The 19,826-nt window shown below is 58.0% G+C and carries 20 protein-coding genes; 7 read left to right on the top strand and 13 right to left on the bottom strand.

Going from position 1 to position 19,826, the window contains the following annotated elements:
- Positions 1-3: 3 nt before the first annotated feature.
- A complete protein-coding gene (locus tag KQ933_RS32495) occupies positions 4-1,296 on the top strand; it encodes an MFS transporter (RefSeq protein WP_253958471.1) in 1,293 nt (430 codons plus the stop codon).
- On the opposite strand, the gene KQ933_RS32490 is transcribed toward KQ933_RS32495, so the two are convergent.
- The 6 genes from KQ933_RS32490 to KQ933_RS32465 form a co-directional block, all read right to left on the bottom strand.
- Positions 1,286-3,829: a two-component system VirA-like sensor kinase gene (locus KQ933_RS32490; RefSeq protein WP_216760988.1), complete on the bottom strand. Its 2,544-nt coding sequence runs from the start codon at positions 3,827-3,829 to the stop codon at positions 1,286-1,288. The two genes, KQ933_RS32495 and KQ933_RS32490, sit on opposite strands and share 11 nt — an antisense overlap.
- The gene (locus KQ933_RS32485; RefSeq protein WP_253958470.1) at positions 3,789-4,730 is read right to left on the bottom strand and encodes a cytochrome-c peroxidase; all 942 of its coding nucleotides are present in this window, start codon (positions 4,728-4,730) and stop codon (positions 3,789-3,791) included. Before KQ933_RS32485 ends, KQ933_RS32490 begins: the two co-directional genes overlap by 41 nt.
- Before the next feature lie 95 nt (positions 4,731-4,825).
- Entirely contained in the window at positions 4,826-5,551 is a 726-nt protein-coding gene (locus KQ933_RS32480; protein WP_216760986.1) for a winged helix-turn-helix domain-containing protein, read from the bottom strand.
- Between the two features lie 628 nt (positions 5,552-6,179).
- Entirely contained in the window at positions 6,180-7,241 is a 1,062-nt protein-coding gene (locus KQ933_RS32475) for an alpha/beta fold hydrolase (protein ID WP_253958469.1), read from the bottom strand.
- A gap of 513 nt (positions 7,242-7,754) precedes the next feature.
- Positions 7,755-8,732, bottom strand: a complete 978-nt coding sequence (locus KQ933_RS32470; RefSeq protein WP_216760984.1) for an alpha/beta fold hydrolase — start codon at positions 8,730-8,732, stop codon at positions 7,755-7,757.
- Between the two features lie 65 nt (positions 8,733-8,797).
- Positions 8,798-9,751, bottom strand: a complete 954-nt coding sequence (locus tag KQ933_RS32465) for an MBL fold metallo-hydrolase (RefSeq protein WP_216760982.1) — start codon at positions 9,749-9,751, stop codon at positions 8,798-8,800.
- A gap of 522 nt (positions 9,752-10,273) precedes the next feature.
- Between KQ933_RS32465 and KQ933_RS32460 the strand changes: the two genes are divergently transcribed.
- From KQ933_RS32460 to KQ933_RS33885, 3 genes are all read left to right on the top strand, one after another.
- Positions 10,274-11,236 carry an alpha/beta fold hydrolase gene (locus KQ933_RS32460; RefSeq protein WP_216760980.1) on the top strand — a complete coding sequence of 321 codons (963 nt, stop codon included), beginning with the start codon at positions 10,274-10,276 and terminating at the stop codon, positions 11,234-11,236.
- A 202-nt stretch (positions 11,237-11,438) separates the two neighbouring features.
- Positions 11,439-11,588, top strand: a complete 150-nt coding sequence (locus KQ933_RS32455; RefSeq protein WP_216760979.1) for a hypothetical protein — start codon at positions 11,439-11,441, stop codon at positions 11,586-11,588.
- Positions 11,589-11,865: 277 nt separating this feature from the next.
- A complete protein-coding gene (locus KQ933_RS33885; protein ID WP_367882554.1) occupies positions 11,866-12,252 on the top strand; it encodes a hypothetical protein in 387 nt (128 codons plus the stop codon).
- 179 nt (positions 12,253-12,431) lie between these two features.
- Here KQ933_RS33885 and KQ933_RS32445 read toward each other — a convergent pair whose 3' ends face one another.
- Complete coding sequence (locus KQ933_RS32445) at positions 12,432-12,623, bottom strand: hypothetical protein (RefSeq protein WP_216760978.1); 192 nt, start codon at positions 12,621-12,623, stop codon at positions 12,432-12,434.
- Between the two features lie 261 nt (positions 12,624-12,884).
- Between KQ933_RS32445 and KQ933_RS32440 the strand changes: the two genes are divergently transcribed.
- From KQ933_RS32440 to KQ933_RS32430, 3 genes are all read left to right on the top strand, one after another.
- The gene (locus KQ933_RS32440; protein ID WP_216761328.1) at positions 12,885-13,496 is read left to right on the top strand and encodes a glutathione S-transferase family protein; all 612 of its coding nucleotides are present in this window, start codon (positions 12,885-12,887) and stop codon (positions 13,494-13,496) included.
- A 25-nt stretch (positions 13,497-13,521) separates the two neighbouring features.
- Complete coding sequence (locus KQ933_RS32435; RefSeq protein WP_216760976.1) at positions 13,522-15,594, top strand: pyridoxamine 5'-phosphate oxidase family protein; 2,073 nt, start codon at positions 13,522-13,524, stop codon at positions 15,592-15,594.
- Positions 15,595-15,937: 343 nt separating this feature from the next.
- Positions 15,938-16,483 (top strand): TetR/AcrR family transcriptional regulator, encoded by a 546-nt coding sequence (locus tag KQ933_RS32430; protein WP_216761327.1) that lies wholly within the window; start codon positions 15,938-15,940, stop codon positions 16,481-16,483.
- Positions 16,484-16,562: 79 nt separating this feature from the next.
- Here the strand turns inward: KQ933_RS32430 and KQ933_RS32425 are convergent, their stop codons facing one another.
- The 6 genes from KQ933_RS32425 to KQ933_RS32400 form a co-directional block, all read right to left on the bottom strand.
- Positions 16,563-17,258 (bottom strand): CbtA family protein, encoded by a 696-nt coding sequence (locus KQ933_RS32425; RefSeq protein ID WP_216760975.1) that lies wholly within the window; start codon positions 17,256-17,258, stop codon positions 16,563-16,565.
- A gap of 9 nt (positions 17,259-17,267) precedes the next feature.
- Positions 17,268-17,450: a CbtB domain-containing protein gene (locus tag KQ933_RS32420; RefSeq protein ID WP_216760973.1), complete on the bottom strand. Its 183-nt coding sequence runs from the start codon at positions 17,448-17,450 to the stop codon at positions 17,268-17,270.
- A gap of 193 nt (positions 17,451-17,643) precedes the next feature.
- A complete protein-coding gene (locus KQ933_RS32415) occupies positions 17,644-18,408 on the bottom strand; it encodes an aquaporin (RefSeq protein WP_216760972.1) in 765 nt (254 codons plus the stop codon).
- Positions 18,401-18,742: an SH3-like domain-containing protein gene (locus tag KQ933_RS32410; protein WP_216760971.1), complete on the bottom strand. Its 342-nt coding sequence runs from the start codon at positions 18,740-18,742 to the stop codon at positions 18,401-18,403. Before KQ933_RS32410 ends, KQ933_RS32415 begins: the two co-directional genes overlap by 8 nt.
- A complete protein-coding gene (gene nthA, locus KQ933_RS32405) occupies positions 18,742-19,401 on the bottom strand; it encodes a nitrile hydratase subunit alpha (protein WP_216760969.1) in 660 nt (219 codons plus the stop codon). The genes KQ933_RS32410 and nthA overlap by 1 nt, the downstream gene beginning before the upstream one ends.
- Position 19,402: 1 nt before the next feature.
- Positions 19,403-19,687: an SH3-like domain-containing protein gene (locus KQ933_RS32400; protein WP_216760967.1), complete on the bottom strand. Its 285-nt coding sequence runs from the start codon at positions 19,685-19,687 to the stop codon at positions 19,403-19,405.
- Positions 19,688-19,826 lie beyond the last annotated feature (139 nt).

Genomic DNA, 19,826 nt, shown 5'->3' with positions numbered 1-19,826 from the left:
GTCATGCGCATGCTCATGCTTGCTGCTGTCGGGGGCGCGCTCGAATTCTACGACTTCGTCATATTCATTTTTCTAGCGGATGCGATCGGCATGATTTTCTTTCCGCCGGATCTGCCCGAGTGGCTGGTGACCGTTGAAACCCTCGGGATCTTCGCTGCCGGCTACATTCTTCGACCGCTCGGTGGCATAGTGCTGGCGCATTTCGGCGACCTGTTCGGCCGAAAGCAGGTCTTTGCCTTCTCCATACTGCTGATGGCGAGCTCCACGCTCGCGATTGCATTTCTTCCCGGCTATCGCAGCATCGGAGTCGCTGCCCCCTTGTTGCTTTTGGTACTGCGGATCATGCAGGGCATAGCGATCGGTGGCGAGGTGCCCGGTGCCTGGACTTTCGTATCGGAGCATGTCGCACCAAACCGGGTCGGGTTTGCCTGTGGCATGATCTGCGCCGGGCTTACAATTGGGATCCTCGTCGGCTCGACCATCACGACAGCCATTACGGCCTTGTTGCCGACCGACCATTTCCTGCGTTATGGATGGCGTTTGCCATTTCTACTCGGAGGGATTTTCGGCGCCATCGGTGTCTATCTGCGCCGGATGCTCCAGGAGACACCAGTTTTCGTTACTATGCGGACCCGCAAATTGTTGGTTCCGGAAATGCCGCTTCGTGTCGTTGTCAAGGACTATCGCGCCGGCGTCGTGATCTCCGTCCTTTGCACATGGGTCCTGACCGCAAGCGTCGTTATGCTGACGCTGATGCTGCCAACAGTGCTGGAGCAGTCTCACACGATTAGCCGCGAGGAATCCTTGATCGCAGCCAGCACCAGCACGATATCGCTGACGATCGGCGTCGTGCTTGCTGGCGTCATCCTCGATCGTATCGGGCCGGCAAGAGTTCTGGTCTTGGGCGGACTGATGTTTGCTTGCGGCGATGCGGCCTTTCTCGAGCTTGCAAAGCCAGGGCTCGAACACCTTTACCTCCTCAGTGCTGTGGTCGGCTTCTCGGGTGCGGTCGCCTCGGCCGTGCCTGTCGTGATGATATCCTGCTTTCCACCGCCGGTTCGCTTTTCGGGCGTGTCGTTCTCGTACAATCTATCTTACGCGGTCTGCGGAGGGCTGACGCTCGTTGGCCTCGCGGCATTCCTGCAGATCGATCCTTTGTCACACATCTACTACCTGCTGTTCGTTAGCATTCTCGAGACCGCCCTTGGGCTTTACCTCTGGACGGTCCCAAGCGCGCTGAGATTTCAACGGCGGGACCCGGAGGGGCCTGTTTCCAAGGCTGCCGCTACAGGCTAGCGGTCCGCGCTTTGCGAGCCGCGATCGACACGTTGGCCATGGCTTTCGACAGACCGATCGCAAGGTTGTTGGAGCTTACCGGCAGGCGCAGGAGCGACAAGTCTTGGAAGGCACGGGCGTCAATCAGGTCCCGCGTGGGGTTTGTCAGGAACAGGATATTAAGCGGCCGGAACTTGTCGGCGATGGCGTGGAGATCGGGCGACGTGGGCCACAGGTCTAGATCGAGCACCAGCAGATCCGGTGATCTGCCGTTGCCGTCCAGCCATTTTTCAAGTGCGACAAGATCGGAAACGCCGACCGGCTCATAACCCAGGGCGGCAATCTTTTCCTCGTACATCGGGCGCAGCTTCGCATCCTGTTGACCAATAACCACGAGTTGTCCGTGACCGATTGGCACGCTGCGCTCGTTGAAAAATTCCGCGAGCGGCACCGGAGCATAGCAAGTGGTCGGCAGGTATACCCTGAAGCTTGTACCGCGACCCGGCTCGCTCTCCACGTCGATCATTCCGCTCATTCCCGTGACATAACCATGGACGGCGGCAAGTCCGAGACCGGTGCCTCCCACCTTCGCGCGGGTGGTGAAGAAGGGCTCGAAGATGTGTGGCAAGACGTTGGGCGCAATGCCCGATCCGCTGTCGACGACGCTGACCCGCACATATCGACCGGGAGGAAGTTCGCCGTGAGAAAGAACGAGCTCTTCTGCCGTTTCAACCCGATCAACGGTGATCTCAACGGGGTCGCTTTTCCTGGAGGCCTGTGCGGCATTCATGGATAAATTCATGATCACCTGCTGCAGCTCGATCGGATTGCCGAAAACCGCCGGCAGCCCGTCAACGATTGTCGCAGACACGCCGATATCGCCGGGAACGGAGAGGCGAACGAGTGGGAGAATGTCGTCAATGGCCTCTCGGACATCAAAAGGCCTGCTGATACGCTCGCGCTTACGGCTGAGCGTCAGGATCTGATCAATGACATGTTTGGCTCTCTGTCCACTCGATAGGATCTCGCGTACATACTGGCGCGTCCGGCTGGGATTGCGGCTCTGCTGGAGCGCAAGTTCGCCATAGCCCATGATGGCTCCGAGCGTGTTGTTGAATTCGTGCGCAATACCTCCTGCGAGGGTCCCGACCGCCTCCAGCCGCTGTGCGTGCTCGAGACGAGCCTCCAAGGCTTCCTTTTCCTTCTGCTCCTGCTGTGCCCTGAGACCCTGGGTGATTACATCGATGGTGTTTGCGAGTAGACGCACCTCGTCGTTGCTGGGCTTGATGCGCGCCTGCGCGTGTTCCAGCAGAATAAGACCAGCATGATTGGTATCGATACGCGCGGCGGCAACCGACCCCGCACTCAGCGCGCTTTCCGGAAAGGCCTGGATCTCGCTTTGCTGGAGATTGCGATAAAAACGCTCCCATTGCCCGCTTTCGCCAAAGGAGACGCTGGACTGGGTCTCGAAGAAGCGGTCGATGAGCAGGGAAATCGTCGCCTCGTCGGACTGACCGTATTGCTCCTGGACCTCCTTGGTTTCCATGTCGAGAACAGCGAAGGCGAATTGGCTTGCATCGAAGAAGCGCGCCACCATGGCGAGGACATCAACCATGGTGGAATGGGCTGAGGCGTTGTCGTCGGCAAAGCGCTTCTTTATGGCGGCAGCGAGATTTTCGAAATCCAGTTGCTGGGTTAACCGGAACGTCTGCGCGCGCAGCCGGTAAATCAGCACGGCAATATAAAGGCAAAGAATGACCGAAAGGGAGGCAAGGAACATTCGGCTCCATGCCGAGCGATTGCTGATGATGCCATAGGCATCAAGATATTTCGTTTGCAGCAACTGAGCTTCCGAAGAGGTCCTGGAGGCCTGGATCGATTCAATCGTTGCGTCGACCGACGGCAGCATCGTCAGGATCAACGAGGCATGCGCCACGAAGGTCGAAACGTCCGGATCCCGCGTCGCGTCGGCGCGCACCAGGGATGCAAGCTTACTGCGGATCAGGGCTGCAATCTGCGGTTCCGGCTCGGCCGAAAATCGCATCATCAGGTTCCCGAGATCGCCCGACGAGGCCAGACTCTGTACGACGACCGGGTCATTACTTTCATTAAGATCGCTCAGCATCTGGTTGGCAAGCGAGAGCGAATTCTGCAACAGGGCATTTTCGGTCTTAAACCTTTCAACCAGTTGTTCGTCCATGTCGACCGACGCGGCGAGCGTCGACAATTCCGCATCGAGCGCAGAGGAGGTTTCTACGCCGCTGTCGACAAACAGCGGCCTCAAATCATCAATCGTCCTGTGTAGGTCGACGATGGACTTGACGAGCGGATCGTAGTTCCTGAGCAGGCCGGCGCGGGCCTGAAGCACGTCGCGCTGCAACGATGCATGATTGATATCGATGGCGCGAAGGTTCGTCAGGATCGCTTCGTGATTTTCGCGAGATGGAACCCGCCCGATCGCGAGGGCCGCGAGCGAAAAGGCGGTCGCCAAAAGCAACAGGATTCGCCACAGCTCAATGGCGGATTGTCGCGGCCGCTTTGAGCGTTCGTCCATGATATTCGCCCGTCAGTGTTTTGAGGAACGCCACAAGGGCGTCAACTTCCTCGGCAGTCAGGGTTCTGCCGAGTTGGCTGCGCGCCATCAGTGATACGGCATCCCGCAGCGTGCCTATTCTGCCATCATGGAAGTAGGGCGCTGTCACCGCCACGTTGCGCAGGCTCGGCACTCTGAAGACGCCGATATCCTGCTTTTGGCCCGTCAGAGTGAACCGTCCGAGGTCACCGTCATTATCGCTTCCGCGGTCGCCAGCCGATCCCGAGGAGAAGATCCCGAACTTCTGGAACATGTTGCCGCCGATATTCGAACCCTGGTGACAAGAGGCGCAACCATAATCCTTGAAGATCCGGTATCCCTCCAACTCCTGAGTATTCATCGCCGCCTTGTTGCCCTCCAGGTAGCGGTCGAAGGCGGAATTGGGCGTACTCAAGGACCGCTGGAATGTGGCCAGAGCGTCGAGAAGGGCCGCGCGCGTGGGAACCCCACCGTAGGCGCGCTCGAACTGCATTGCGTATCTGTTGTTGTCGCGTAGCCGCTGCAGCAGCGTTGGCCACGTTGCCGCCATCAGGTTTTCATCGAGCAGCACCTTTTCGTTTTGCGCCTCAAGCGAGGTGAAATCTCCGCGCCAGCCGAGCCGGTAATTGTTGCCGACGTTGAACACCGTCGGCGCATTGAAGCGATGCACGCGTCCCATGTAGCCGATCGTGCGCGCGCGGTTGATCGTACCGCCCGCACCAAGGTCGTGGCAGCTGGCGCACGACAGCTGGTTCTTGCCGGACAGGATAGGATCGGAAAACAGCGCTTCACCCAGAGCCACCCTTGACGGATCGAGTGGACCGGGCGCCTGCAGCGGCGCCAAGGGCTCGCGCGGGTTGGCATCCCTGCCGCCGGCCTTCATGGCGCCAAAAGAAAGCGGCACCAGGAAGGCAATCATGACGAGGATTGGGCGGCGAGGAAAGGACGCCTTTGGCAGGTGGGAGAGCTGGCTGCCTCTCATGGCCTCGCCCGCCCCTTGTCCTCAACGGTCACTTGCGCGTCGAACATGTAGCCCACACCGCGCTCGGTGCGGATAAGGACTGGGTTCGACGGATCGGCCTCAAGCTTGCGTCTGAGGCGCAGGATCAGCACGTCGATGCTACGGTCGAAGATTTCTTCGTCATGCACCCTGCTGGCAGCCAACAACTGCTCGCGCGAAAGCACCTCGCGGGGCGATTTCAAGAAAGCAACCAACAGATTGAACTCCCCGGCCGTGAGCCTGACCTCCGCCTCGTTTTCGTTAAGCAACTGCCGTTTCTTGACGCTCAGCGTCCATCCAGCGAAGGTGTAAATCTTGCGGTCCTTGCGATCGACCGTGGCGGGACGTGTGCGCAGGGCGGCACGTACCCTGGCAAGGAACTCGCGCAATCCGAAGGGCTTGGTGACGTAGTCGCAGGCTCCCAGTTCAAGTCCAACGACCTTATCGGTTTCTTCCTGGCGGTCGCCGCTGATGATAATGATCGGTGCGTCGGACTTTCCAGACAAGGTGCGGACGATTTCCAACCCATCTTCGTGACCAAGATTGAGATCGACGATAAACAGATCGACAGGGTCGGTCTGCAGCACCTGTTGGAGCTGATAGTTGTCTTTCACTCCGCTCACACGGAATGCATGTTGAGACAGATAATCGATGAGCAGGTTGCGAAGCTTACTGTCATCATCGACGACAAGAATATGTTTCACGACTGGTACTCCGGACAAATATTCGTGTGTTGGCGAAGGATCCGATCCTTCAACCGAGGCATCAACTCCAACTACCTTCGCTGCCGCAGGATGATTCTCAGTTGGGCATGGGCTTTCCGTATAGGGGAGCCAAGTCTTTCTTGCGCGGGTTGCGTTGAAAAAAATGACTACAATTGAAAAACAGCGAAATCATTGGGCAATCCAACATCTGTGTCGGATTGTACCGATATGTATGCATTAAACTGATCGGTACAAGTCCAATTCTTAGCGCTAAGGCGGATGATACCAACAAGGCGGTGGTCAGAGATCGGCCGGTTCTCGACAACGATGTTCGACCAGCCGGGCTTGCCACACGCCCGGCAAGTCCCCCCGTTAATGCGCAAAAGACGCAACGCACATCTGCCTTCGTTGGAACAACCTCCCCCGAGAGGTCATGTGGACCCCGGGGAACGACGGCAATGGTGTTCCGTTTGGAAAAAGGAGCACGTGTTCTGACCACGCGCGCTTGCAGGCGTCGGGCCGTCCTGAGATTGATGTGCTGCCTCACCAGAATCCAGACTGGCATTGGCGCATCCGAGATCCTCCGATCGGTCTTTTGTTGACTGAGGGAGCCGTTCGTCGCCGAACTTCAATTCTTGCTCGAACTGCGTTCAAAATCTGACCTGTGCTCGTGCATGAAACCTGCCGTCAGAGCTGCCACCTCATCCAGCTGCGTATCCATGACGAAATGCCCGCCGTCAAGGATTTCAATTGTCGCTTGGGGAAGATCCTTCCGGAAGGCTTTTGCGCCATCAACGGTAAAGGCCAAGTCGTAGCGTCCCCAAACCACCAGCGTTGGCAGTTGGTTCTCACGCAGCCACTCCTGCCAAGCTGGGTAGGCGGCGATGTTGGTCTGGTAGTCATAGATCAGGTCAGCCTGGATCTCACCTTGACCGGGTCGGTTAAGATAGGCGAACTCGTCCATCCAGAGGTCAGGGTTATAGGCCTCGACATTGGGATCGCTGCCGAGGTGACGCGCCCGTGTAGCCTCAAGCGACAGGTGGGTGGAACGCACCGTTGCCTCATGGGCGGATCGATCCCTCCAGAAGGCCTTGCGCTTGTCCCACATTGGGGCAAGGCCTTCTTCATAGACATTACCATTCTGAAAAATCATTCCCTTAACTGCCAAAGCGCGCGCGGCCGCAAGCCGCATTCCGACCGGTGCGCCATAATCCTGCATGAACAATACATAGTTTCGAAGCCCCAGTGCATCCGTGAACATCCCGGTCGTTTCCGCAAGATGATCGAACGTATAGGCATAACGAAACGAGTAAGGAGCGTCGCTGTTACCGAAGCCGGGATAGTCGAGCGCCACCAAATGATAGGTTTCGCCCAACATCCGCATGAGCCCGTCATACATACGCGATGAACTTGGTACGCCGTGCAGCAGAAGCAGCGTAGGCTTGTTGGCGTCGCCGGCTTCACGGTAGGCAATCTTGACGCCATCAATGACGATGCTGCGATAGGCGACCGGCGCCCAGGCTTGCTTGGACGACAAGCGCAACGAAAGCTCAGCGGGGGAATTTTCGTTGCCAGTTGAGAGCGCACTCTTACCCCCGGCAGTGCCAGGGGGCATTGAGAGGGCAGCAGCCACGAGCGGTTTCGCCTTCATGCGCCGGGCCTTCTTCTTCAGTTGCGTATGCGTGCTCATGGCCATCTCCTTGAAGTCTCGCACGTCGATGTCAACATGATCGCAGGTGACCCGAGGCAGGGGAATTGTAGGTTTGACTAGTCATAGTTCCGGAGAACGGAATAATGTCTCCATCGAGCGACGTTTGCACCCGCGTCAGTGCGCGTGAATGCTCCCACTTCATCCCCTGCAGGGGATCGATGATCTCCTCTGACCTGCTTCGGATAACGACTGCAAACGGGCTCGGGTATGGGATGTGGGCTCGGTTGGAGAGTGCAGGACATCGCACCATGCAGAGGACCGCGCCCGAAGTGCTGACAGTTGGCGGACAACCTGATCCAAAGCCTGGGCCAGAGAAGTCGGTGCAAAAGTCGCCGCATTGGGATCAGCCCTTCCGATATCAGGTGTTTATCCGGTGGATAACCCCTGCCATTCCCGAGGTTCGGATCTATCAACTGTCCTTCCGATCAGAGGGCCACTGCGAGATTGGAGCGGCGAAAGCATTGCCCCAATCCCGTTGCTCGTGCGCGCCTGTTACGACTTTATGAACGCAAGAAGATCAGGGTTGATTGTTTCGGCATGGGTCGCAAGCATGCCGTGCGGATAGCCCTCGTAGACCTTCAAAGTCCCATTCTTCAGAAGCTTGACGGAAAGACGCGCCGAATCGTCAATCGGAACAATCTGATCGTCGCTGCCATGCATGACCAATGTTGGAACTGAGATCTTCTTGAGATCTTCCGTTTGATCGGTCTCGGAGAAAGCCTTGATACCCTCGTAGTGGGCCTTGGCGCTGCCGATCATACCCTGTCGCCACCAGTTTTGAATGAGGCCTTGGGACACTTTGGCGCCATCGCGATTGAAGCCGAAGAACGGTCCGCTCGCAACATCGAGATAAAACTGCGCTCGGTTTGCTGCCAGACCTGCGCGCAGCCCGTCAAAGACCTCGATCGGCGAGCCGCCGGGGTTGGCTGCCGTCTTGAGCATCAACGGCGGGATGGCGCTGACGAGAACAGCTTTGGCGACCCGCTTTTGTGGCTCGCCGAACTTGGCGACATAGCGTGCAACCTCGCCGCCGCCCGTCGAGTGGCCGATATGAACGGCGTTCTTGATGTCGAGATACTCATAGACCGCAGATGCATCGGCGGCATAGTGGTCCATGTCATGGCCATCGCTTACCTGTGCGGAGCGCCCATGACCACGTCGATCATGCGCGATGACCCGATAGCCTTTTGAAAGGAAGAACAGCATCTGGTTGTCCCAGTCGTCAGCAGACAGCGGCCACCCGTGATGGAAGACGATCGGCTGGGCCTCTTTCGGACCCCAGTCCTTGAAAAAGATATTCACGCCGTCCTTGGTCTTGATGAAAGTCTCAGTCATCCGATGATCTCCTTTGATGGTTTCGTGGGTAAGCTGGGCGCCGGCCAGGACGGGAATGCCATTGGCGAGCGCCATCGCGGACGCGCCAACGAGCATGTCTCGGCGCGAAAGAAACAGAGAGAGGTCGTTTGCCATTTTTTCCTCTTGAGGTTGCGGGAAGGCTGCGGTCCGGACGTCACGCCCAGGCTATCGCGACCGGTTCAGACCCCCTTGTAAACGAGCCTGGTAAAGAACGCGGGACTGATGATCGCCTTACCCCACTTGTCGTCGAACGCTGCTGTCGGTCGTGCGTCAGCCACCTGGTCGGCCGACAGGCCCTTTGCCTTTAAGGAGGCGACATTCGCGCGGATTGTCACCAGCATCTCGCGGTATTGTTTGAGCTCGCCGAGATTGCTGACCGGGTGTCCATGGCCGGGTACGATAATCGTATCGGCGTCAACGGTGGCGATTATCTTTTCGGTAGCGGCGATAGTACCGTCGATGCTGCCGCCGGTGGAATAGTCGATGAATGGATAGAGCCCGTTCCAATAAACGTCGGCAACGTGGAGTACATTGGCATCTTCCAGGTGAACGGAGACGTCGCTGTCGGTATGTGCTGGCGCGAAGCAGGCGATCGCCATCCGGGTGCCGGCCAGTTCCACCACTGTATCCATGTTGATCGAGGTTGCCGGAACGGCGCCCTGCGGGGACGGTGGAAAGTTGAAATCCCAGTCGTCAACGCGCTGGGCGGAGCGCAGGTGCCGCGTCGTGTTCTCGTGAGCGATGATATTCGCGCCTTCAGAGTGCAGCCACTGGTTGCCGTCGGTGTGATCAAAATGCCAATGTGTGTTGATCAGATTGGCAACGGGTTGGCTACCGAGGTCAGCAAGCGCCTGCGAGAGTCTTGGCCGTGAAGCTGAGATGCCGGCATCGATCAGGACCTTTCCATCGCGCCCGCAATAAACAGCGATGTTACCGCCCGAACCTTCCAAAAGGGCGACGTTGTTGCGAAGTTTGTAGGTGGTGATCTCTGCAAGTCCAGCGCTTTCCTTCAGTGAATCGACGATGTTCCTGGCTGCGGCAAAGGCTTGGCGCGGAGAGACATATGCCGTTGTCAGGGACGCCAGGCAGCACAGGCAGAAGTTGCGGCGTGACAGTGTCGGTGAATTGGTCATGATGTAACCCCAACGTTGAAACTGCCTCTAGGATAGCGGCCGGCCGGTTGCCGATAAGCGGCAAAAGAGACAACGCACTCTTGCCGTGACCGTAACAATCAGGGTGATTAGCTCGCCAGAACGCTGAAGACGCGTAACAGCTGCGCGTCATATAGTGTCCGCGTAGCGATTGGGACCGGGGCCTCCATGTCACAAGTGTTGGCAATTTTGACAGCATAAGCAGCGCACCATATGCTTCAGTCGCATGAGCCTGCTCTGTTTCACGATTACCAGCCGGCTTGCGTGCCGCTGCGTATCGATCGGTGCCATGGGCACCTGTGATGCGTGAGCGATCTCGCAGTATGAGCGCCCACAGGCTCCAATGACGGGGCTCGTCGCGCAATCGGAACGGCGCAGGGTCCATTGTTGCATCCGATGGAATGATCCGTTGTCGATTGTGACGGTTATCGTTTCGGCGTCGATCGACCATCTTCAGCCCGCCGGCGATAACGCTGGCCAATCGTCGAACCGATGGAGAGTGCGATGAAGTCCCTATTTCTTTCCCTGTTGCTCGCCAGTGTCAGTCTTACCGCGATTGATACCTTGGCGGCCGAACCAACAAGTGTGAGTGCAACGGCGCCAGCCGTGGTTCATTACCGCACGGCCAAGATTGATGGCCTCGATGTCTTCTATCGTGAGGCTGGTCCTAAAGACGGGCCGGTGGTTCTGCTGCTGCACGGCTTCCCGACATCGTCGCACATGTTCCGCAACCTCATTCCGCTGCTTGCCGATCGTTATCATGTCATCGCACCTGACTATCCGGGTTTCGGTCAGAGCGATGCACCCGATCACACGAAGTTCGCCTACACTTTCGGCCATTATGCCGACATGGTCGATACGCTCATGACTGAGCTCGGCGCCAAGACCTACGCCATGTATGTCATGGATTACGGCGCGCCGGTTGGCTATCGTCTGGCTCTCAAGCATCCGGAACGGGTAAGCGGGCTGATCGTCCAGAACGGCAATGCCTATGAAGAAGGCCTGCGCGAATTCTGGGATCCGATCAAGGCCTACTGGGCCGACGATTCAAAGGAGAAACGCGAGGCCCTGTCCAATCTCGTCGTCCTCGAAACCACCAAGTTCCAGTACACCGACGGCGTCAAGGACCTCACCCGCATCAGCCCCGACAACTGGGTTCACGATCAGGCGCTGCTCGACCGTCCCGGCAACAAGGATATCCAGCTCGATCTCTTCCACGACTATGGCACGAATGTTCCGCTCTACCCGCAATTCCAGGCTTTCTTCCGCGAACGCAAGCCGCCGACGCTGATCGTCTGGGGCAAGAACGACAAGATCTTTCCGGAGGAAGGCGCGCATCCTTACCTGCGTGATCTGCCGGACGCTGAAATGCACCTCCTCGACACCGGCCATTTTGCCCTGGAAGACAAGCTGGATGAGATGGCACCGCTCATTCACGACTTCCTCGACCGCAAGATCGCAAAGTAAAAGTGCGTGAGTCTTGCGCGGCGATAGCGCGCAAGACTACCCATTGCCCCAAAAGCCAGCGCAGATCGGCGATGACCTCTTGGAATGATATGCGTTGAAAGGGAACTGATGCGGCCTCCTGCGATACCCGCATCCGTCTCTTTTATTATTTTCGGTGTTGGTGGGTTGGCGGGCAGTTGGCCCGGCAGCATCGATATTGGGCATGCCGCATGCTCCCGGCGAGGCCATCGGGCTGCTGGCGGTTGCGATCTGGTCGATCCTGACATTGCTCTACGCACGGCAGTGGTGGGCGATCCTCAAAACGATGCGCGCGGAACTCGATGATGCCGATCAACGCTGTTCACGGGTCTGATAGGCGTCGCTGCGATGCTGGCGGGGTCTATCGTTGGTCGACTTTTCCGAAACTTCTGCCATCGTCCTGTGTGCGGCCGGTTGCATCTTTTCGTTCATCTTTGCTATCTGGCCCACAGGACGCTTGTGGAAGGCCGGTGGGACCGTCGAAAACGTGACCGCTGTGCTCTATCTGCCGGTCGTGGCAGCCTCATTCGTGACGACCATCGCCTGCGGCGCCTTCGGCCAAGAGGCGATCAGTCGTTATCTTCGGTGCGCGATTTTTCACGGCGCTCGCATTGGCATCGGTCCTACTTGGTCGATTGCTGCATCTACCATCACTCGCCGAAAAATCGTGGCCAACGCCGGCTATCCAGCCTGCGCCGCCAGCAGTCGGCACGGTTGCCTACCTCGGCGTGGCGAGTGATGCACCTGGTGTGCTCGTGCACGCCATGTTCGGATACGCCCTTTTCCAGTCGACCGTCCTACCGGCTCCGTGGAGATGGATCGCAACTCAACCCTTTTCAATGTCCGACTGCTCTTTGACGTTCGGACTGACGGGGCTCGCAACCACGGCAATCCGCCTGGCCGGCCACGGCGCAGACACCTCGTTTTTGGCCTTGGCGGCGGCAACTTTCGTGATCACCAACTTCATCGTCGGCGGGATCGCGCTTCGAACCGTCTGAATGATCATGCACGGCAGGCTGCTTCGCACGCGCAGCCGTTGTCAGCGAGATCCGCTAAGGTCCGGGCGAATGGAACAGGGCGTAACAAGAACCGATGCCGAGAGAGGCAGCGGAGAAGAGCCTCCTCTGTTATCGCCTTTCTCGTGCGTTTCATTCTAGCACCAGCAGGTCACCCATGCTCAAGATAATAAAATGGTCAACCGGTCATAGACATCAAGCAGACTTGCGCGACGGATTTCGACGTCGCCTCGGCGCGACGATGGAGACGACATGCCAATGTCATCCGAAAAGCTTGGTTCCTCTCTGGAAAGACGGTTCTGCGCGGCGATTTCAGACTCTAACCACTCGACCATGGCGATCGTATCAAACATGGGACATCCATCGGCTGTTAAGATCTGCCAATTTTCGGACAGACGCTCGGGCGGCTTAACCTTGAAAATAGGAAAGACACTATTGCGTTCGTTATCGTAAGTCAGTGGTTTTGTCCCAAAGGCAACCATCGCGAATTACGTCGGTTTTTTGCAATAGTGCCTTCCTTGGAATCGATCTTCCAAGCGGCATCGTCTCCAAGCAAATTGGCCCCAGAAGGGCGGCCCGGCACGCGTGTCGCGCTGCACATTGGAGAAACGATCATGAAACTTTATTCGCATCCGCTATCAGGCCACTCGCACCGCGCACAGCTGTTCTTGTCGCTTTCCGGTCAAGAGTTCGATCTGATCGAGGTCGATCTGGCAAAGGGCGAACACAAGCAGCCCGAATTCCTGCGGCTCAACAGCTTCGGTCAAGTCCCCGTTCTCGTGGACGGCGAAACCGTGATTGCCGATTCCAACGCAATTCTCGTCTACCTGGCCAAACGGCTTGGAAAGACGGAGTGGTTGCCAGAAGACGCCATCGGTGAGGCGAACGTGCAACGCTGGCTCTCGGTGGCGGCCGGACAACTGGCCTATGGACCTGGCGCGGCGCGCCTGATCACCGTGTTTGGCGCAAAGTTTAATCCGGAGGAAGTCATCGGCCGCGCCCATGCCCTTTTGAAGGTTCTGGAGCAGGAACTGTCCGCGAGGAACTGGCTCGTTGGCGACCATCCAACAATTGCTGATCTTGCGATTTACAGCTACACGGCAAGGGCGCCAGAAGGCAATGTCGATCTGTCGGCCTACCCGAATGTCACGGCTTGGCTCGGGCGTATCGAGGCATTGCCAGGCTTCGTCGGCTTTGTCAGCACGCCGGTCGGGTTAGCCGCATGACGATTGTCTTCCGGGAGCCATGGTGATGAACCCTTCCATGTCGTCAAGCGGCAGATCGCCGTGGCATCAGGGTGAACTGGAGATACAGGGGTCGGTCGGTGTCGTCGACAAGATGGATGATATCGGCCGGCGGTTCATACGCGATCATCTTATCGAACAACATCGAGCATTTTATCCGCAGTTGCCTTTCCTGGTGGTTGGCAGCGTCGACGGGCGTGGCGATCCCTGGGCAAGCATCATCTGTGGGCGCCCTGGCTTTTCGAGCGCACGCGACGAGCATACATTCACGGTCGCTGCTCCCCTGGATGCAAGCGATCCGGCAAGCGCCGGCTTTGTCCAAGACGAGGCTGTCGGGATTCTTGGGATAGAGCTTCACACACGCAGGCGAAACCGGCTGAACGGTCGCATCGAGAGGGTTAACGGTAGCGGTTTCGATCTGCACGTCGTGCAAAGTTACGGCAACTGCCCGCGCTACATTCAGCTGAGAGACTTTAGTTTCGTCCGCGATCCGACTTTGCCCTTCTCCGGGCAGGTCGAGTTGCTTGATCGCCTGGACGAACGCGCCACCAACATGATCCGCGCATCAGACACCTTGTTTGTCGCCTCTTACGCCGAGGTCGAGGCGCAACGTCAGGTGGACGTTTCCCATCGCGGTGGACGACCCGGCTTCGTTCGCGTGGCGGAAGATGGGTTGCTGACGATCCCCGATTTCGCGGGTAACTTGTTTTTCAACACGCTAGGCAACATTTTGTTGAATGGGCGAGCCGGCCTCACTTTCGCCGACTACGTCACCGGTGACATTCTTCAGCTGTCGGGCACGGCTGAAGTTGTTCTGCAATCCCCGGAGATCGAGGCGTTCCAGGGCGCCGAGCGTCTATGGACGTTCCGCCCCGAGAGGATCGTCAGACGATGCGACGCGCTTGCGTTGCGCTGGTCAGATCAACCTGAAGGGGAGAGCCCTTACTCCATCATGACTGGCGACTGGGCTCAGGCCGAGGAGCGGCTGAAAGCCAAGGCTCTGGCCACAGCTTGGCGAAGTTTCAGGATCGAGCGTATCGTCGAGGAAAACTCTCACGTTCGCTCGTTCTACCTATCGCCGTCGGATGGCGCCGGCCTCATTCCGCACCGGGCTGGTCAGCATTTGCCGATCCGCGTCCGACTGCCTGACGCAGCTGATCAGGTGATCCGCAATTACACCCTTTCGGTCGCTCCCTCCGACAACGCCTATAGGATCAGCGTCAAGAAGGAGGGAGCGGTATCGAGTTACCTTCACCAGTTGCAGGAAGGCAGCGTGATCGAAGCACGGGCGCCGGCCGGGCTATTCACCATCGATCCCCTCGAGCCTCGTCCCGTCGTTCTGTTGGCCGCCGGCGTCGGTATTACACCGATGATTGCGATGCTTCGCCACATAGTCTACGAAGGCCGACGCAAGCAGCGCATGCGCAGAACATGGATATTCTATTCTGCGCGGTCGGTCTCCGATCAGGGCTTTTCACGCGAACTGTCTGAACTCGTCGAGGCATCTAACGGAGCAATACGCCTCGTGCGGACGCTGAGCAATCCAGAAGGCGCGGTCACCGGCGTCGACTTCGACGAAGCTGGCCGTATCACGATCGACCTGCTCAAGAAAGTGCTGCCATTTGATAGTTTCGACTTCTATCTCTGCGGACCGCCGGCCTTCATGCAGGACATCTATTCGGGCCTGCGGACCCTTCGTATCCCCGATGAAAGCATCTTCGCGGAAACATTCGGGCCAGCTAGCATCGCGCGAATGGCTGATACTGAAAAGCAAGCCGAGCCGCTGGCACCGGTATCGACCCGGTCGGTACATGTCATTTTTACACGATCATCCAAGGAGGCTCGCTGGACACCCGGCAGCGGCACGCTGCTGGAATTCGCCGAAGAGCGGGGCCTGTCTCCCGCCTTCAGCTGCCGCAGCGGGACATGTGGCACGTGCGCAATCAAGCTTGACAAGGGCTCGGTCACATACACATCTACCCCGACAGCACCCATCGAAGATGGTGAAGTGTTGATCTGCTGCGCCTATCCGGCCGACGAAATCACTCACGGACCCGGCGCATTGCAGCTGTCGCTGTAGCCAGCTTTTTCCGCGGGCTTTACCGTTGTCAAATCGTCTCCGTGGCTAGTCGGCCGCGGGCGACCTTGTCTCTGTCTCAGCAGACGTCGAACCGTGCAGTGTACGACATCTGACGCCGCCGGATGCAGTCTGTAAGAGAATTCTTCGAATTTCACCACATAAAGCGTTAATCACAGTCTCCAACGCTACGCGCCCTGCGCGTGGCGCACTCGGCCAAACATGCGTTCTGACGACTAAACCGCGTGCGCGCAGATCGCGGCCTGGACAAGCGTGTATTTGGTGGTTGTCAAACACCGCTGCTTGGTGCACGAGTGGTGGTCTTCGTAGCGCATGGGAGGGTGAGCTGAAAGTACTGCTCGAACGAGCCGACATCGTTCCTCGTCTTGCGAGCGTCTTTCGCGACTTCGGGTATGAAGGCACGACGCTTGCACGCATTGGCGAGCGCACGGGCATCACCAAAGGCAGCCTTTATCACTTCTTTCCCGGAGGCAAGCACGAAATGGCGATGGCGGTACTTGCCGAGATTGATGCTTGGTTCGAAAGCAACGTCTTTCGGTCGCTGCGCGAGGATGAGGCGGAAGCGGCCATCGCAACGATGTGGTCAACCATTGATCGCTATTACAGATCTGGTCAAAACACCTGCGTGTTTGCAATTTTTGGCATCGTCTCCAGCCGCGATCAGTTTGCCGTGGCGATCACGTCCTATTTCCGCCGATGGATCGATGCGCTTGCCATTGCAATCGAGAGGACCGGGCTCACAAAACCGGCGGCAAGACGCTCCGCGGAGACAATCGTTTCCGAGATTCAAGGCGCTTTGTTACTCGCTCACGCTCTCAATGAGCCGACAATGTTCACGCGCACGCTCGCGCGTCTGCGCGCCGCCTACTAAATCGGTGCAGCGTTTGCCGAACAAGTCGTCGACGCCATAACCCGGACCTCACCCCGCCGTAGAGGCATCGCACAATGGGCTAGAAGGCAATGCGCTTCGACCTCAGCCAGCCAAGGCTTGCTCCGAGTAATTGCCATGACACGAGGCTGACGACAAGCGTGAACACAATGAACTGCACGTGAAGCGCATGTGGAACCGCAGTCAGTTCGGTCTCAGGTCGTGGGGCGCCGACAACGAATGGCAAGAGGACGAGAAAGAGAGCAAATACCCAACGGTACCTGCCGCTCATCAGTTTCCAGGCGGCCACCGCTCCCGCAGCACACACAACCGAACCAGTCCACCAGATCTGACGCGATGCCAGCTCGGCGGCCGGCATGCCGGGGAGCTCGGGTGGGAGGCCGATTGCGGGAACGAGGCTGAAGATTGCGAAACCCGCAAGACCACAAGCGATGCCCTGGCGCCAGTCGTTCAGCGTTCCGAAGGCTTCGGCGTAAACGTTTAGAAGCAAAGCGAAGCCAACATAGGCGAGGATCATTGCGATGACGGTGAGGATGTTTCGGCTAGACATCAGGCCGGCCTTTTCACTATGGCCGTCCTCTTCAACCGCGTGATCGTGGGGCCGCCCGCCGTCGTGATTGTGCCCGCCGGTATTCTCATAGGTTTCTGCTGCGAGAACGATTGGTACTGTCGTCGTCAAATGCAGGATTGACGAGACGGCGCCGACAAGGCACCCGGCAACGAGCGCGGAGAAAACAAGGAAACGAAAGATCGACATGTGATACCCTCAATGGCACGGAAAGCTCAAGACGTGACGTACATCATGGGTTGCGTCGTGAAGAGCCGGTAGACCGGCGAAACCGACCCCACCGATCATTACAAAGCCGAGAATTGCGGCGCCGAAAAGCGCGCGCATTCTGGAGGTATTGGAAATCTGCGTTGGCTGGGCGACGGTTCCGGAACTGGACATTTGTTTGGGCTCCTGAATAGGGGACGGCTCTGGTCCCGGTTGCAAAGTGGGAGGCTGCGGGTCTCTACACCAATCATGTCGCGTCGGACGAGATGGAACACTCGAGGATTGGCTCCATATCGGGCCAGCAGACATTGTCGACGTGCGATATCCTCAGCGCCTTCGCGATTGTCGGGCTGAACCAAGGATGCCGTCATCTGGAAACCTCGTGCTGGGATTCTTCCGCATTCGCCTCTTGCCGATCGCGCAGCCCTGCAAAGGCAAGCCGGTTGACGGCGATTGCCAGGATCATTCCAACGATCTGGGCGGCGACATATTGAAAACCGGTCGCCGATGACAGAGCGACGGGACCCTTGGCAAAAATAGCCGCGAGCGCGACAGCCGGATTGGCATAGGATGCGGACGGTGTGGCAATGATTGCAGCCAGAAGCCAACCACCGACAGCAAATGGACCCGTCTCCCACCGGCTGCTGCGTGCGCAGCCGAAGACGACGGTCATCAAACCCGCCGAGGCAACGACTTCGCTGACCAGCAACGGAACGCTTGGCACGTTTTCGACAGTGCTGGGCACAGCCGCCACCCCGACGGCATTGGCAATCAAAACCCCACATATGCCGCCCGTGACCTGGCCGGCGACATAGGCGATGGTGCATAGGGTGCTTCGTTCGCCGGCCAGCCATTGCGAAACGGTGATCAACGGATTGAAGTGTCCGCCTGATATCTTTCCGAGAGCGACGATAAGACCGACGAGCGCGCCTGAAATCGACAGGCCAACCAGCAGCGATACCACCAGCGGTTCCTGCTTTGCATGAGGTGCCACGGCCAGACTTGATCCGGCTGTTGCGACCAAAAGAAGGCAAGCGCCGACGGCCTCCACAAATCCTCGCTGCAACAGCGGAAGCGCAGGATTGATCTCAAAGAAACAACGGGTGACGGCGCTTTGAAAAGGCCTAGCCATGGCCGCCATCGTTGGGCGTGAAGCGGGCTTCGACTTCCTTCATTTTCACGGCGAGTTCGCCCGGCGTGAGGACCCCCTTTTGAAACAAAATGTTGGAAAAGGCGACAATCCAGCGCTCATAGTAGGACAGTTTACCGATCATCTCACCCCCGAGCGCCTCGACGCCGCGGCGCTTCTCTTCGGTGTTGATGATCTTGTGAAAGTCCAGCACATCGGCAAGGGCGTGGCAGCGCTTTTCCCAAGGCAGCAATTCGTGCTCGATCATTTCGATCTTGCCGGCGGGGTCACCACCGATATCGTTGGGCAGTCTCCTGACGAGTTGCTCCGATCCCATTATGCTGCTTCCCTGTTGTAGGCGACCGGGACGACGCCTATCATGGCATCGCGCGTGACCAGGTCCGCCAGCTGTTCTTCGTTCATGTCTTCGGTACCGGCAGGCCGCATGGGCAGGACGAGATACCGCACGACGGCGGTGGAGTCGCTGACGCGTATTTCCACCTCCTCGGCAATCGTGGTGCCGAATTCGGCCAGGACCGCCCTCGGTTCATAGACAGCCCGGGCGCGGTAAGGCTTAAGCTTGTACCAGTCCGGCGGCAAACCAAGAACTGGTCGCGGGTAGCAGGAGCACAGTGTGCAGACGATGAGATTGTGCACCTGCGGCGTATTCTCCAGTACGATGAGCTCAGTATCGTCGTAGAAGGTTATGCCGAGCTCTTCGCAGGCAGCTCTGCCATTATGCAGAAGTCGCTCCTTGAATGCAGGATCGGTCCATGCTCTTGCGACAACCTTGGCGCCGAGAGCGGGCGTGCGGGAATCGAGAACTTCGATCTGACGGCGTATCTCGTCGGCACCGAAGAGCTTGCGTTCAATGAGCAGTTCACGCACCGCCGTTTCCATGATGTCATAATAACCGGGCGGCTGGTCCGAGGAAATCGGAGCGTGATCATGGTCGTGATCGTGGTGATGATGGTCGTGAGGATCGACGTCGCTCATCTCAAATCCTTTCAAGCCAGTTTTCGAAAATTTCGATGCGCAACCCATCGTTCGGAGATCCGACGTAATCGGGCCAGATCTCAGTCATGGGAATGGCGACACGATAGTAGTGACCTTTGGAGCCAGCGTTTCTGCCAAAGGCTTCCTCCTCATTGTCGACGGCCATCGTGCCGATGACGAGTTCGATCGTTCCGCGCTTGCCACGCAGATAGGTGGGCATGCGGTAATGTCCGACCGGAGAGCGGTCCGCAATACTCACCGCATCACCCTTTGCGAACTTCGGCATCTCTCCAAATGCTGGAACGATCCCTTCGATGTGCTGATGTGGACTGTTCACGCTCACTCCATTTTTGCAGGGTCACGATTGTGATTGAGGGATCTGATTTGACGCGCCTTTTCTTGAAGCAGCTTTCGACAGGTCAAAC

It is taken from the genome of Rhizobium sp. WYJ-E13, assembly GCF_018987265.1.
Lineage (GTDB): Bacteria > Pseudomonadota > Alphaproteobacteria > Rhizobiales > Rhizobiaceae > Rhizobium.
The sequence above is the reverse complement of the archived record's forward strand: the minus strand, read 5'-3'. Positions and strand labels throughout refer to the sequence as shown.

Coding starts and splice junctions, on each gene's coding strand:
- KQ933_RS32495 (WP_253958471.1), top strand. CDS start 4: ATGCGCATGCTCATGCTTGCTGCTGTCGGGGGCGCGCTCGAATTCTAC.
- KQ933_RS32490 (WP_216760988.1), bottom strand. CDS start 3,829: ATGGACGAACGCTCAAAGCGGCCGCGACAATCCGCCATTGAGCTGTGG.
- KQ933_RS32485 (WP_253958470.1), bottom strand. CDS start 4,730: ATGAAGGCCGGCGGCAGGGATGCCAACCCGCGCGAGCCCTTGGCGCCG.
- KQ933_RS32475 (WP_253958469.1), bottom strand. CDS start 7,241: ATGAGCACGCATACGCAACTGAAGAAGAAGGCCCGGCGCATGAAGGCG.
- KQ933_RS32470 (WP_216760984.1), bottom strand. CDS start 8,732: ATGGCAAACGACCTCTCTCTGTTTCTTTCGCGCCGAGACATGCTCGTT.
- KQ933_RS32465 (WP_216760982.1), bottom strand. CDS start 9,751: ATGACCAATTCACCGACACTGTCACGCCGCAACTTCTGCCTGTGCTGC.
- KQ933_RS32460 (WP_216760980.1), top strand. CDS start 10,274: ATGAAGTCCCTATTTCTTTCCCTGTTGCTCGCCAGTGTCAGTCTTACC.
- KQ933_RS32455 (WP_216760979.1), top strand. CDS start 11,439: ATGCCGCATGCTCCCGGCGAGGCCATCGGGCTGCTGGCGGTTGCGATC.
- KQ933_RS32445 (WP_216760978.1), bottom strand. CDS start 12,623: ATGTTTGATACGATCGCCATGGTCGAGTGGTTAGAGTCTGAAATCGCC.
- KQ933_RS32440 (WP_216761328.1), top strand. CDS start 12,885: ATGAAACTTTATTCGCATCCGCTATCAGGCCACTCGCACCGCGCACAG.
- KQ933_RS32435 (WP_216760976.1), top strand. CDS start 13,522: ATGAACCCTTCCATGTCGTCAAGCGGCAGATCGCCGTGGCATCAGGGT.
- KQ933_RS32425 (WP_216760975.1), bottom strand. CDS start 17,258: ATGTCGATCTTTCGTTTCCTTGTTTTCTCCGCGCTCGTTGCCGGGTGC.
- KQ933_RS32420 (WP_216760973.1), bottom strand. CDS start 17,450: ATGTCCAGTTCCGGAACCGTCGCCCAGCCAACGCAGATTTCCAATACC.
- KQ933_RS32415 (WP_216760972.1), bottom strand. CDS start 18,408: ATGGCTAGGCCTTTTCAAAGCGCCGTCACCCGTTGTTTCTTTGAGATC.
- KQ933_RS32410 (WP_216760971.1), bottom strand. CDS start 18,742: ATGGGATCGGAGCAACTCGTCAGGAGACTGCCCAACGATATCGGTGGT.
- nthA (WP_216760969.1), bottom strand. CDS start 19,401: ATGAGCGACGTCGATCCTCACGACCATCATCACCACGATCACGACCAT.
- KQ933_RS32400 (WP_216760967.1), bottom strand. CDS start 19,687: ATGCCGAAGTTCGCAAAGGGTGATGCGGTGAGTATTGCGGACCGCTCT.